The following is a 13,739-nucleotide window of genomic DNA, read 5'->3' as shown; positions in this document are numbered from 1 at the left end:
ATTTTCACTCAATATAAATATTATGTATATGGTATTCCTTTAATTTCACCTAACAAATGATAATTCAAATGCTTTCCTTCCATGAATTGAGATCTTTTTAAATTAGATAATTAATAATTTTAAAATAGTTGAAATAAACATGGTAGAAAATCGTCATTTTTCTTTCTATTAAAAAGAAAAATGTTCATAATATATTTTAATTTTATGAAAAGGAGTTGGTATTTAATTATGAATTCTATGATTCTTTTATTCTCTCTCATTATGTTAGATATAATTCAGCTGAAAAATATTTTTTTGGACTAAAATAGGTGAATCTGTAATGGATTATTTGAAAGAATATATAAATGAGCTGTTACTATTAATTTTATCTCTTGTTCTTTTATCTTATTTTTTAAGCACCATTTTTCGGTATCCATTCACGGGTATTGAAGTTAAAAAATCAAATTCAATTTATTATACTACATATATTTATGAAAATACTTTGACTGCAAAAAACGGAATACAGGTAGGAGGCATTGTTAGAAAGGTTAACAATAAAGAACTAAATAAAAATATAAGATTAAAGACCTTTTTGAGAGTTAAAAAAATAGATACTATTGATATAATGCATAGGAATAACCTACTTAAATACCGAGTTTCATATGAAAAAGGTGACAAACAAAGAATGTATCATATAATAACCCCAACGATATTTACCCGTATAGTTTTATTTATTATACCAAATTTAATTTTAGATAAAGAGTTAATTACCTTTGAACTATCAGCAGTATGCTTCATTTTTATCCCCGTATACTCCCTGTATATATTAATTTTTAAAAAATTTGATTTTGACTTAATTATAAATCGATTACAATACTATTTATTGATTTCTTTTGGAATTTCTGGTGTTTTATTTATAATTAACTTAATTATTTTTGAAAAAAGAAGAGAGAGTTTACTAGAAGTTATTCAATTCAGTATTCTTATATATATTAGTATATTAATAGCAATTTATTTGAAAGACTATTTAGATTTTACCTTTCGCAAAATTTTATATAATCATAAAAAAAATTATACAAATAGCTTAAATCGTTTTATGCATCAGACAAAGAAAGAGTATGAAGTAAAAAAAATAATAAAGTTTATTAAAAGAGAAGTGAAAGATGTTCTGAGCGTTACGAATCCTATATGTATTTCAGTCAACAATATGAGTAATAAAATAAGTTTTTTTGAAAAAGAACAAAGTATTTCTTTATCCAAATTACATAAAATTAATTGGAATAGTTATGGTATTGGTTCTATCATTTACATAGAAGGGTATTCTGTAATAATAATTGCTATATTACCAGACTACCGTGTCGTACTATTAGCAAAGGGAAAAAAATTTAATATCGATGAAATTATATGGCTGGAGACCCTTGCTAACTATGCGAACCTTCAATTTGAATGTTTACGGAAAATAGAAATACTGGCAAAGAGTCTAGAATATGTAAATTTTGATACTAATTATCCAGCAGAGTATGCGCGATTTTCCTTTATGATTGCTGAAAAAGAACGTGAAAATTTGTCAAGAGATATACATGATGGCATTCTACAAGATCAATTACGCTTATATAGAAAAATAGAGGTACGTGAAAAAAAAGAGACTAATGAAGAATTTAAAGTGACCTTACGGCAAATACGTGAACAAATAATGGATCACATATATATAACACGAGAAACATGTAATAATCTCAGGCCTCCATTTTTAGAAGAATTAGGATTAGAAAAAGCGTTATTAAATTTAATCAAAAAGATTAATCGAGAAGCAAATTTCTTGTTAGATTATAAAATTGAGAAAGAGTTGCGTATATATAATTCAGAAATCAGTCATTGTATATATAGAGTTACACAAGAGTTATTAAATAATGCGATAAAACATTCACAAGCTACAGTAGTAAAATTAAGGCTATTTGAGCAAAACAATTACCTTTGCTTATATTATGTTGATGACGGGATTGGCATGGGGATTGGGAAACAAGTAGGAGATTTGAGATCAACCATAGGTATACCGGGAGTTATTGCTAGAGTAAGGGGATTACACGGTTCTGTTTCGATAGATAGCACTCATGGTAGTGGTGTACGCATAAAGATTAAATTTAACAAGGATAGTGTATATAAATAGTACAAATGATAGAGAAGGTGAGAATAATATAATGATTCAAGTACTGATTATAGATGATCACTTAGCTGTTGGTATGGGAACAAAAGTATTAATAGAGCAAGAGAATATACAAGCCGATGTATTGTTTTACAGTGAAAAACTTCAAACACATTTGAGTAATAAAAAATATGATGTATATATGGTAGATTTATATATGCCCAATTTAAATGGGTTAGAGATATCAAAAAAAATTTTAAAAGAGGATCCTAATGCAAGAATAATTATATATACTGGGTTTGATATTGAACCGCATTTTAACTTACTTATTGAAACTGGAGTAATGGGGATAATAAGTAAAACAGCTTCTCAAGAATCAATAATCAATGCCATTGAAAGTATCATGAGAAAAGAGATTGTTATTCCATATGAGTTGTTTAAACAATTACGTATCCAAGAACGTTATTCACATATCAACATTAATAAAAATGGAGTAGTTCCTATATCGATGAATCATCGAGAAATCGAAGTTTTATCCTATATAGAAAAAGGGATGACAAATAAATGTATAGCTTCTACATTGAATTTAAGTCAAAGGTCAATTGAATACACGATAACAGAAATATTCAATAAATTGGGTGTGTATTCCCGAGTTGAAGCTGTAAAAGCTGCAAAAAAGATTGGGATAATTTCAAAATTTGACTTGTGAATATGTCGCCACATACATTTTAAATTATATATTTTATAAAGAGAGTGTTTACAAGGCACTCTCTTTTTTGTGGTATTTTCAATATTTTATAATTGATTCATATAAAGGAAACAATATTGTTGATACCGCAACTCACATTTCGGTATTTTGGAGAACTAAAAATATACATAGATAAACTGGGTTAATCATGACTTTCTGAGTTCGTATAAACGAATATGAAATTTCGGTGAAATATAATGAATTTTATGAAAAAATGAAGATAGAGTTAAACGCAAAATATTTTATGCTTAACTCAAAAATCCATTTTGAAGGGAATGTTTATAATGACTAATTCAAAAGAGGTAACAGAAACGGTAGAAACGCAACATACGTGGCAAGATCATTTATTTCCTGATAATCCGAAAAGACGCAAACGAGTAGAACAATTAATGAGCGAATGTGCTGATTATACAAATGTATTAGCGGATAAAAAATTGCAAATTGAAAACATATTAGAACTTATGAACAAATATACTAAAGAGGCTTATAGTCTTATTGGTATCGACTCTATTTCATTCGAAGAGATTAAATTAGACCATGAATGGTATGTGAAAGTGTTACAACCAATTGGAATTACCACTGTTTTTTCTTTAGCTAATAAAGGTTTCAATTTTCTCCTAAAGAAAGTTGCGGTTTCATATTTATTAAAACAAGGGAGAATTGGACCAGCTGCATTAGTCAAATTAGTTGGTTTGCCAAAATGGTTTAAATTAGGAACTAGCGTTGGATCCGCGATTGGTGGTGCAATTGTAGCTGTTGGCATCGATGTTACTATCGACGCAATTACTGGAAATGATGAAAGAGCTAAACTACAAAATGGTATTAAAGATTTAGCGAAACCACGTATAGAACTTCGTTACGGTGTATTAAAAACACAATATTACTATGACATGCTAATGGCTATAACTAACGAAATCAATCGTATTAAACGGAAAGCTGCTAAGAAAAAATGGACTGAGGAAGATCTTAAAGAGGAGATACGAGATGCGATTACCGATACTATGGAAACCTTTAAAGAAACAACTCCGGAGCCAACTAGAGAATCTGCACTAACAGATTTAAAAGGAAAAGATAAAATACTGGGGAATTGGACAGACGAAGATCTATCTCAAAGTAGCTTGGAAGAAGTCGTAAAAGAGCTTAATGAACATGAAAATAATATTGATTTAACAGCAATTAAATACTAATACTACCTTTATGTACTACCTCTATTAACATATTAATAGAGGTAGTACATTTAATATTAAATATACATTGATATACAGGAGGGTAATTATGACAGGATTTGATGATTTATTTTATCCAGACAATAAGAATCGAAAACGTCGTGCAGAACAATTATTGACTCAATGTGAAGGTTATTCTAAATATATAGATATACTTAATGAAGAAATTGAAAATCTGCTGAATTCAAATGAAACTATAAAAAATCTTCTCAAAGATATAAAAATAGATAATTTTAAATATAAAATATATGATATTATCCCAGATTTATTATCATTTGGAGCAATAATTGATGCAATCCTTGGCGCAGATAAAAGGAGCAAATTACAAGAAGCTATTAGAGGATTATCCAAACCAAGAATTGAGTTAATGTATAGAAAAAATACTTTAGAATATAACAAACAAATTTTAAATGCCATTCTAAGTGAAATAAATAGAATTAAAGAAAAATCAAAAAGAAACAACTGGTCAAATGTGAAATTAGCGGATGAACTAGCAGACGCATTAGACAGTGCCGTTGAAATTGTTGTAGAAACTAATAAAAGACATACAAGAAGGGAAGTATTGGAAGAATTAAAAAGGCTAGATAAATATAATAATGCTTGGACGAACGAAGATCCATCAGGTGATGAATTGGACAAGTTTGTTAAAGAATTAGATGCTACTGATTCAAATTATGCATTTTTAAATGGGGTATATAAAATTATATCAGTATTAGATATGTATAAAGTTTTAGATGTTAAAGATGGTCAGTATAATTCTAATGAGATATCTACTAATGTTCAAATATGGAATTGGAATAAATCCAAAGGGCAATGGTGGGAGTTTTCATTTGACTTTAAACATCAAGCATACAAAATTAGAAGTAAATTAAATTTGAATGCTATTTTAGCTTGGGATAGAGGTAATAATGAGCAAAATGTATGTGTGACTAAAGATACAAATAAGCCTGAACAGTATTGGATACTACAGATAGATACGGATTATCAATTCATATTAAAAAACAAAGCAAATCCATCATTAACTTTATATTTAGATAATAAAAATACTCAAAATGGAACAAATGTAAAACTTGAATTATTGAAAAACGATAACGACCCGTATTTGCAAGCCCAAAAATTCTTTATAGTATCAGAAATACAAGAAGCTCATATTATCGACACATGGTTAAAATCTTATGAGAAAGTAGATGGTAAAGAACATTACCATGGATTTTACTTCAAAAAAATGGAGGTTGATGTTCTTTCTGAAGTTATATCTTATGAGGTGAAAATTAATGGTAATCACTTTGGAAATGCAACATCAGAACGGTATAGCCCAAGTGAAGACGGAAGAATAAAAGTTAATTTTTTCGAATATAACGCTTATGGTATTAATCATCCTGTAGAAGGAGACAAATTACAGATTTGGGCAGTAAAAAAAGATCGTTCAACTGAAAAAGTTATTGATACTATCATTTGGAATTAACATAAAGTACAAACAACAAATAAAATAAAAAACTTGTTGTTCTAAGGTTTAGTAATACAAACTGAAGTCCTAGTGTAATACAAATAAAGGGAATTCAGTTTGTATACAATATTTTATTTTTCTCTAGTAAGAGATTGGTGATATAAAGTAATACTCGAAAGGTCATGGTTTATAAAAATAACTATTTTTCATGCACAAGCAATGAAGCATCGTCATTAATTAATGTCCCCACATGTTCACCTAAGCAAATTCTTTTCATTACTCCAGGCTCATCAAAGTTAAAGACGTGTGCTGGTAAATTGTAGTCCCTGGCAAGCAGTAATGCCGCTTGATCCATAACTTGTATATTTTGTCTAACAACATCATTATAGTTTAGTTTGCTGTACATTTTTGCTGATTTATTATGTTTTGGATCACTTGTAAAGACGCCATCGACCCCTTGTTTTGCGACTAATATGGCATCACTATTCATCTCGATGGCTCTTTGTACACTTGGATAATCTGTTGTCACGAACGGTTGACCGTTACCACCTCCAAAAATAACGATATACCCGTTATCTAAATGGTGGACTGCACGTAGGCGAATGTATGGTTCAGCTACAGCATTAAACGAGATGGAAGTCATAACGCGCACTTCTTTATTTGTTTTACTTGTTAAAACGCCGCGTAGCATTAAGCTGTTAATGATTGTACCTAACGTCCCGATATTGTCAGCTTCTACACGATCGATTCCCCATTCTTCCGCTAGATGACCTCTAAAAATGTTCCCGCCTCCAATGACGATAGATACCTCAATACCTAAATCAACGATGGATAAAATTTCGTTTGCGATATGTTCTAATCGTTTGGAGTTAAAGCTATTTCCGGTTTGATCGGCAAGTGCACCGCCGCTTAATTTAATTAAGACACGTTTATATGGTCTCATAACAATTCCCCCTATATAGATCGCAATTAAAAAGGAACAAAGGCGAATGCCTTTGTTCCTTTTTAAGAAAATGAAAAAGAAAAGAAGAAGATAGAACGAATTTTTGCACATAATTTTTCATATCATCCACTCCTTTTCATTTTGATTTGTTGTAAGTACATATATTTTTGATTATACGAAACAATCTGATTACTTATCAAGTATATTTTATCGTTTTTTAACAAAATGGTGTCAATGAAAAAAAGAAGAAAAATATTTGAATTTTTTGTGACGAACTTGTAGGTTTTTGTATGATTTTGTAGGTTCGCTTATAAGATGTGTGAGTAGCTTTTATAAATTCAAATTGAAAGCGTTCGCATGAAGGGGATGAACATAAATGAAAAAATTCGGATTGGCAACACAAATTTTTGTCGCGCTTGTTTTAGGGATTGTAGTAGGGGCAGTCTTTTATGGCAATAAAACGGCGATTTCTTATATCACACCAATTGGGGATATATTTATTCACTTAATTAAAATGATTGTAGTACCAATTGTTATTTCAGCATTAATTGTTGCAGTAGCTGGTGTAGGCGATATGAAAAAGCTTGGGAAACTGGGCGGTAAGACAATTCTTTATTTCGAAATTATTACAACGATTGCTATTTTAATGGGATTACTTGCAGCGAATATATTCCAACCAGGTACTGGCGTTGATATGAGTAATTTACAGCAAAGTGATATTTCTTCTTATAAACAAACTGCAGATGCAACAGAGAAGAAAGGTTTTGCTGATACAATTGTTCACATTGTACCGAAAAACGTATTTGAATCGATTGCACAAGGTGACTTATTACCGATTATTTTCTTCTCAGTATTATTCGGTTTAGGAGTTGCGGCAATTGGGGAAAAAGGAAAGCCTGTTTTTAACTTCTTTGAAGGTGTACTCGAAGCGATGTTTTGGGTTACAAATCAAGTTATGAAATTTGCACCATTTGGTGTATTCGCATTAATTGCGGTTACGGTTGCAAAATTTGGTGTAGCAACACTACTTCCTTTAGGAAAACTAGTGCTAGCTGTATACGTAACTGTTATACTATTCGTTGTGATTGTATTAGGTATTAATGCAAGAATGGTTGGCGTAAACATTTTTACATTAATGAAAATTTTAAAAGAAGAACTTATTCTTTCATTTACGACAGCAAGTTCAGAAGCTGTTTTACCTAATATAATGAGAAAAATGGAAGAGTTCGGTTGTCCAAAGGCAGTTGCCTCTTTCGTAATTCCGACAGGTTATACATTTAACTTGACTGGATCGGCTATTTATCAAGCGTTAGCGGCATTGTTTGTTGCACAAATGTACGGTGTGCACATGTCACTGACAGAGCAAATAACGTTATTATTCGTTCTCATGTTAACATCCAAAGGTATGGCGGGAGTTCCAGGTGCATCGTTCGTTGTTGTATTAGCAACGTTAGGTTCAATGGGGTTACCACTAGAAGGTATCGCGTTAATTGCGGGAATTGACCGCATTTTAGATATGATTCGCTCATCTGTCAATGTATTAGGAAATGCATTAGCGGCCATTGTTATGTCGAAGTGGGAAGGCGAATTCGATAATGAGAAAGCAAAACAATATGTAGAAACAGTCAAAGAAACAAAAGCAGCATAAGAAATCGTTAAGGAGTGAATAATCATGGCAACATTAACTGAAGTTAAAAATGGTGTTCGAATTGAAAAAGACTTTTTAGGTGAAAAAGAAGTACCAAACTATGCATACTACGGCGTACAAACAATGCGTGCAGTTGAAAACTTCCCAATTACAGGATACAAAATCCATGAAGGTTTAATTAGAGCGTTCGCAGTTGTAAAAAAAGCTGCAGCGCTTGCCAATACAGATGTAGGAAGATTGGAATTGAACAAGGGCGGTGCGATCGCAGAAGCTGCTCAAGAAATTCTCGATGGAAAATGGCATGATCATTTTATCGTAGATCCAATCCAAGGCGGAGCAGGTACTTCAATGAACATGAATGCAAATGAAGTCATTGCCAATCGTGCTCTTGAATTATTAGGAATGGAAAAGGGAGACTATCACTATATTAGTCCAAATAGTCATGTAAACATGGCGCAATCAACAAACGATGCATTCCCAACGGCGATTCATATCGCTACATTAAACGCATTAGAAGGTTTATTACAAACGATGGGTTATATGCACGATGTATTTGAATTAAAAGCAGAACAGTTCGATCATGTTATTAAAATGGGTCGTACGCATTTACAAGACGCTGTGCCAATTCGCCTTGGACAAGAATTTAAAGCGTACTCTCGTGTACTTGAACGTGATATGAAACGAATTCAGCAATCACGTCAACACTTATATGAAGTGAACATGGGAGCAACTGCAGTTGGTACAGGCTTAAATGCAGACCCAGAATATATTGAAGCAGTTGTAAAACATTTAGCTGCAATTAGTGAACTACCACTAGTTGGTGCAGAAGACTTAGTAGATGCAACGCAAAATACGGATGCATATACAGAAGTATCTGCAGCACTTAAAGTATGTATGATGAATATGTCTAAAATTGCGAATGACCTTCGCTTAATGGCATCAGGTCCACGTGTTGGCTTAGCGGAAATTATGCTACCTGCTCGTCAACCAGGTTCATCTATTATGCCAGGGAAAGTAAACCCTGTTATGCCAGAGGTAATTAATCAAATTGCGTTCCAAGTAATTGGTAACGATCATACAATTTGCCTTGCTTCAGAAGCAGGTCAATTAGAATTAAACGTTATGGAACCAGTACTTGTTTTCAACTTACTTCAATCAATTAGCATTATGAATAACGGTTTCCGTGCCTTTACAGATAATTGCTTAAAAGGAATTGAAGCGAATGAAGATCGTTTAAAAGAGTATGTTGAGAAGAGTGTAGGAATTATTACAGCCGTGAACCCTCATATCGGTTATGAAGCAGCAGCTCGCGTTGCGAAAGAAGCAATCGCGACAGGGCAATCCGTTCGAGAACTTTGTGTGAAAAATGGTGTACTGTCACAAGAAGACTTAGAGTTAATTCTAGATCCATTCGAAATGACGCACCCAGGGATTGCAGGAGCAACTCTTTTAAAGAAAAACTAAAAGAAGAGGGGGACAAGCCCCTCTTTTTTGTTTACAATATAGAAATGCTATATATGAATAGAGGTAGGGATGTTATGAGCAAGTTTACAGTAGCTTCTAATGGTTCATTAGAAACGACATTAAGAGGAGTAGAAGTATTATCAACACCACTTTTAAATAAAGGGGTCGCTTTCACGCAAGAAGAAAGAGAAGAATTAGGTTTAAAAGGGTTATTACCGCCAGCGGTTTTAACATTGGAAGAACAAGCACGCCGAGCATATGAACAATTTTGTTCTCAGCCGGATGATTTATTAAAGAATGTATACTTAACAGCGTTACATGATCGAAATGAAGTATTATTTTATCGTATTTTAACAGATCATTTACGCGAAATGTTACCAATCGTATATACACCAACTGTTGGTGTAGCGATTCAAAGATATAGTCATGAATATCGTAAACCACGAGGTGTGTATTTATCAATTAACGATCCGTCAGGTATTGAAGAAGCGTTTGCCAATATTGGTGCAACAGCAGAAAATATTGATTTAGTCGTTGTAACAGATGGAGAAGGTATATTAGGAATTGGTGACTGGGGCGTTGGTGGTATTAACATCGCAATTGGAAAATTAGCTGTTTATACAGCCGCAGTTGGAATCGATCCTAGCCGCGTATTACCGGTAATTTTAGATGTAGGTACAAATCGTGAAGAATTATTAGACAATCCATTTTATATTGGAAATCGTCACCCTCGTATAACAGGTGAAGCTTACGATGAATTTATTGATACATTTGTACAAGCGGTAAATAAGCAATTCCCGAAAGCACTTTTACATTGGGAAGACTTCAGTTCTCGTAATGCACGAAAAATTTTAGATAAATATCGTCATGATATTTGTACGTTTAATGATGATATTCAAGGTACAGGTGCAGTTTCGCTTGCGGCTGTATTATCGGCAGTAAAAGCTTCTGGTGTACCGCTAAGTGAACACCGCGTTGTTGTGTTTGGTGCTGGTACGGCTGGAATCGGTATCGCAGATCAAGTTAGAGATGCGATGGTCCGCGTAGGCGTATCAGAAGAAGAATCATATAAGCGTTTCTGGTGTATTGATCGTAACGGATTAGTTACAGATAATATGGAAGATCTTCTTGATTTCCAAATTCCGTATGCAAGAAAAGAAGCGGAAGTAAGTGAGTGGAAAGAAAATGGTGTAATCGGACTTGCTGAAGTTGTGAAACATGTGAAACCGACAATTTTAATCGGTACATCAACTGTTGCTGGTGCATTTAAAGAAGAAATTATTAAAGAAATGGCTTCTCACGTAGAAAGACCAATCATTTTACCAATGTCGAATCCGACGCCACTTGCTGAAGCAAAACCAGCCGATTTAATCGAGTGGACAGAAGGAAGAGCGTTAGTTGCAACAGGAAGTCCATTTGAACCAGTTACATATAACGGTGTAACGTATGTGATTGGACAATCAAATAATGCACTTATTTTCCCAGGTCTTGGTCTTGGAACAATTGTCGTACGTGCAAGCGTCATGACGGATGGAATGTTCGCAGCAGCAGCTGAAGCAGTTGCAAGTATGGTTGATACAAGTCAGCCAGGAGCACCTATTTTACCAGAAGTTGAAGAGTTACGTAATATCTCGGAAATGGTAGCAATTGAAGTAGCGAAAGTTGCTGTTGCAGAAGGTGTTGCGAGAGAGAACTTAAGTGATAACGATATCAAGATTGCAGTGAAAGAAGCAATCTGGGAGCCTGAGTATCGCCAAATAAAAGCGGTAGAAAAGGTTAGAATATAGAAATAAAGCCCGTTTATAAATATAAGCGGGCTTTCACTTTTATTACTGAAAAAAGAATATAGGAAGTGGCACCTTTGAATTGGAATCAATTATGGAAGAAAGACATATCCCTTTTAATTATATTAATGGTTGTTGTTCCGATTGCTGGAGAGCTTAATTTTCATCCGTTTAATGATACGTTTCGCGTTAGCTTTGGGACGCCGTTATTCTTCTTTTTATTACTATTTTTAAGAAGAATACCAGCAGGAGTTGCAGGTATTGTTGTGGGTATATGTGTAGTCCTATTCCGCGTATGTCTTGACTGGATCATGCAAGGTTCATTTCATATGACAGAATCATTTTATTTGCGTTATCCTGTGTTCTTCTATTATTTTATTTATGGCAGTCTTTTTTCACTTTGCAGGGTAAATAAGTTCCATCAGAAACCAATTATTATTGGATGTCTTGGAATTTCAATTGAAATTGTTGCAAGTATGTCGGAACTTGCGTTTTATCACATGTTAGTACTAGGTACAACAATAACAATTTCTGAAGTAAATAAACTCATCATTATTGCTATTTTTCGTAGTTTCTTTGCACTTGGCTTTTTAAATATGATGAATTTATATGAAACGAAATTAAAAGAATCACAAGTGCGAAAAGAAAATGAAAAAATGTTAATGCACTTATCCAATTTATATGTAGAATCTGTTCATTTGAAAAAAACGTTACAAAATGCAGAATTAATTACACAAGAAGCGTATCAATTATATCGAAATTTACAAGTAAGCAATCATTCGAATGGTAAAACAGCATTGAAAATAGCAGGAGAAGTGCATGAAATAAAAAAAGATAATCAAAGGATTTTTGCAGGGTTATCTAAACTGTTATTAGATAAAAATGTGGCTGAATACGTAGAAGGTCATGAGCTTACAGAAATGATTGTAAGAATAAATGAAAAGTATGCTGAAATGCTAGAGAAAGATATACGTTTTTCTAAACATATAGAAGGCGAGCATGCTGCATATCACGTGTATACAGTGCTATCAATTTTTAATAACTTAGTTGCGAATGCAGTTGAAGCAATTGAAGATAGAGGTCTCATTCGTATTAAGTTATATAAAAGAGAACCAAATGTAATCTTGGAAGTAATTGACGATGGTCCTGGTATTGCACAAAAGTATAAGAAATTAGTATTTAAGCCTGGGTTTACTTCAAAGTATGATCAAACAGGAACACCGTCCACAGGTATTGGACTTTCTTACATAGACGAAATGGTAACAGAGCTCGGCGGAGAAGTAAGGTTAGAAGACAATGAAAATGGGAAAGGGTGTAAGTTTATCGTTTGTTTACCGGAGTGCAGTTTAAAGCGGGAAGGGGAATAGGTTTGTTTTATTATATTGTAGATGATGATGAAGTTTTTCGTTCGATGCTTTCGCAAATTATTGAGGATGGCGATCTTGGGGAAGTAATTGGAGAATCGGAAGATGGAGCGTTTATTGAAGCAGAACAGTTAAATTATAAAAAAGTGGACATTTTATTTATTGATTTACTAATGCCGATGAGAGATGGCATTGAAACAGTTCGCCATATAGCATCTTCATTTACTGGGAAAATTATTATGATTTCCCAAGTTGAATCGAAACAGCTCATTAGTGAGGCATATACACTTGGTGTGGAATATTATATTACAAAACCACTAAACAAAATAGAAGTAGTATCTGTTGTACGAAAAGTGATAGAACGTATTCGTTTGGAACGTTCTATATATGACATTCAAAAATCATTAAATAATGTGTTTCAGTGGGAAAAGCCGCAAATGCGTAGTGAAACAGTGCAAGAAGGGAAAAAGATATCAGATTCAGGACGCTTCTTACTATCAGAACTCGGTATTGCGGGAGAGAACGGAAGTAAAGATTTACTTAGTATGCTGGAATATTTAAATGGACAAGAAAAGACGCAAACATTTGAATTTGGATTTCCTGCGTTGAAAGATATTTTTCACCAAATTACACTGAAAAAATTAGGGGAACTAGCTTCAGAGGCAGATATAGAAAAGGAGAGAAAAGCATCTGAACAACGTGTAAGAAGAGCAATTTATCAATCATTAAATCATTTAGCTTCCCTTGGACTAACAGACTTTTCAAATCCGAAATTTGAAAGTTATGCTCCGAAGTTTTTTGATTTCACTGTAGTTAGAAAACGGATGACAGAAATGACAAAGGATGGGGTAACGACTTCTGGCCATATACGAATTAATACGAAAAAATTTATTCAAGTGTTGTATTTTGAGGCGAAACGATTGATGGAGATAGAGTGAAAAGGTGCTTATAAATAAGCATCTTTTTTTGTTAAATCAACATTTTATATTTTCTCGT

General features: G+C 33.1%; 10 protein-coding genes. 9 read left to right on the top strand and 1 reads right to left on the bottom strand.

The window, feature by feature from the left end; all coding sequences use genetic code 11:
- The first annotated feature begins 319 nt into the window (after positions 1-319).
- From ACTFNE_RS14295 to ACTFNE_RS14280, 4 genes are all read left to right on the top strand, one after another.
- Complete coding sequence (locus tag ACTFNE_RS14295) at positions 320-2,143, top strand: sensor histidine kinase (protein WP_046197741.1); 1,824 nt, start codon at positions 320-322, stop codon at positions 2,141-2,143.
- Between the two features lie 31 nt (positions 2,144-2,174).
- On the top strand, positions 2,175-2,828 hold the full coding sequence (locus tag ACTFNE_RS14290) for a response regulator transcription factor (protein ID WP_000616900.1): 654 nt from the start codon (positions 2,175-2,177) through the stop codon (positions 2,826-2,828).
- Positions 2,829-3,151: 323 nt separating this feature from the next.
- Positions 3,152-4,054 (top strand): hypothetical protein, encoded by a 903-nt coding sequence (locus ACTFNE_RS14285; protein WP_046197740.1) that lies wholly within the window; start codon positions 3,152-3,154, stop codon positions 4,052-4,054.
- 88 nt (positions 4,055-4,142) lie between these two features.
- Entirely contained in the window at positions 4,143-5,558 is a 1,416-nt protein-coding gene (locus ACTFNE_RS14280) for an RICIN domain-containing protein (RefSeq protein ID WP_046197739.1), read from the top strand.
- Between the two features lie 181 nt (positions 5,559-5,739).
- On the opposite strand, the gene pyrH is transcribed toward ACTFNE_RS14280, so the two are convergent.
- Complete coding sequence (gene pyrH, locus ACTFNE_RS14275; protein ID WP_046197738.1) at positions 5,740-6,483, bottom strand: UMP kinase; 744 nt, start codon at positions 6,481-6,483, stop codon at positions 5,740-5,742.
- A 376-nt stretch (positions 6,484-6,859) separates the two neighbouring features.
- Here pyrH and ACTFNE_RS14270 point away from each other — a divergent pair, with 376 nt between their 5' ends.
- From ACTFNE_RS14270 to ACTFNE_RS14250, 5 genes are all read left to right on the top strand, one after another.
- Positions 6,860-8,131 carry a cation:dicarboxylate symporter family transporter gene (locus tag ACTFNE_RS14270; protein ID WP_000713290.1) on the top strand — a complete coding sequence of 424 codons (1,272 nt, stop codon included), beginning with the start codon at positions 6,860-6,862 and terminating at the stop codon, positions 8,129-8,131.
- A gap of 24 nt (positions 8,132-8,155) precedes the next feature.
- Entirely contained in the window at positions 8,156-9,595 is a 1,440-nt protein-coding gene (gene aspA / locus ACTFNE_RS14265; RefSeq protein WP_000224205.1) for an aspartate ammonia-lyase, read from the top strand.
- Positions 9,596-9,669: 74 nt separating this feature from the next.
- On the top strand, positions 9,670-11,382 hold the full coding sequence (gene malS / locus ACTFNE_RS14260) for an oxaloacetate-decarboxylating malate dehydrogenase (protein ID WP_046197781.1): 1,713 nt from the start codon (positions 9,670-9,672) through the stop codon (positions 11,380-11,382).
- A 65-nt stretch (positions 11,383-11,447) separates the two neighbouring features.
- The gene (locus ACTFNE_RS14255) at positions 11,448-12,746 is read left to right on the top strand and encodes an ATP-binding protein (RefSeq protein WP_082112607.1); all 1,299 of its coding nucleotides are present in this window, start codon (positions 11,448-11,450) and stop codon (positions 12,744-12,746) included.
- A gap of 2 nt (positions 12,747-12,748) precedes the next feature.
- Positions 12,749-13,681 carry a response regulator gene (locus ACTFNE_RS14250; RefSeq protein WP_046197736.1) on the top strand — a complete coding sequence of 311 codons (933 nt, stop codon included), beginning with the start codon at positions 12,749-12,751 and terminating at the stop codon, positions 13,679-13,681.
- The last annotated feature ends 58 nt before the right edge of the window (positions 13,682-13,739 follow it).

The organism is Bacillus cereus group sp. MYBKT111-2 (assembly GCF_051915205.1).
GTDB classification, from domain to species: Bacteria; Bacillota; Bacilli; order Bacillales; family Bacillaceae_G; genus Bacillus_A; species Bacillus_A paranthracis.
The sequence above is the reverse complement of the archived record's forward strand: the minus strand, read 5'-3'. Positions and strand labels throughout refer to the sequence as shown.

What these genes read in the sequence shown, in the direction of transcription:
- ACTFNE_RS14295 (WP_046197741.1), top strand. Translation starts at nt 320, where the DNA reads ATGGATTATTTGAAAGAATATATAAATGAGCTGTTACTATTAATTTTA.
- ACTFNE_RS14290 (WP_000616900.1), top strand. Translation starts at nt 2,175, where the DNA reads ATGATTCAAGTACTGATTATAGATGATCACTTAGCTGTTGGTATGGGA.
- ACTFNE_RS14285 (WP_046197740.1), top strand. Translation starts at nt 3,152, where the DNA reads ATGACTAATTCAAAAGAGGTAACAGAAACGGTAGAAACGCAACATACG.
- ACTFNE_RS14280 (WP_046197739.1), top strand. Translation starts at nt 4,143, where the DNA reads ATGACAGGATTTGATGATTTATTTTATCCAGACAATAAGAATCGAAAA.
- pyrH (WP_046197738.1), bottom strand. Translation starts at nt 6,483, where the DNA reads ATGAGACCATATAAACGTGTCTTAATTAAATTAAGCGGCGGTGCACTT.
- ACTFNE_RS14270 (WP_000713290.1), top strand. Translation starts at nt 6,860, where the DNA reads ATGAAAAAATTCGGATTGGCAACACAAATTTTTGTCGCGCTTGTTTTA.
- aspA (WP_000224205.1), top strand. Translation starts at nt 8,156, where the DNA reads ATGGCAACATTAACTGAAGTTAAAAATGGTGTTCGAATTGAAAAAGAC.
- malS (WP_046197781.1), top strand. Translation starts at nt 9,670, where the DNA reads ATGAGCAAGTTTACAGTAGCTTCTAATGGTTCATTAGAAACGACATTA.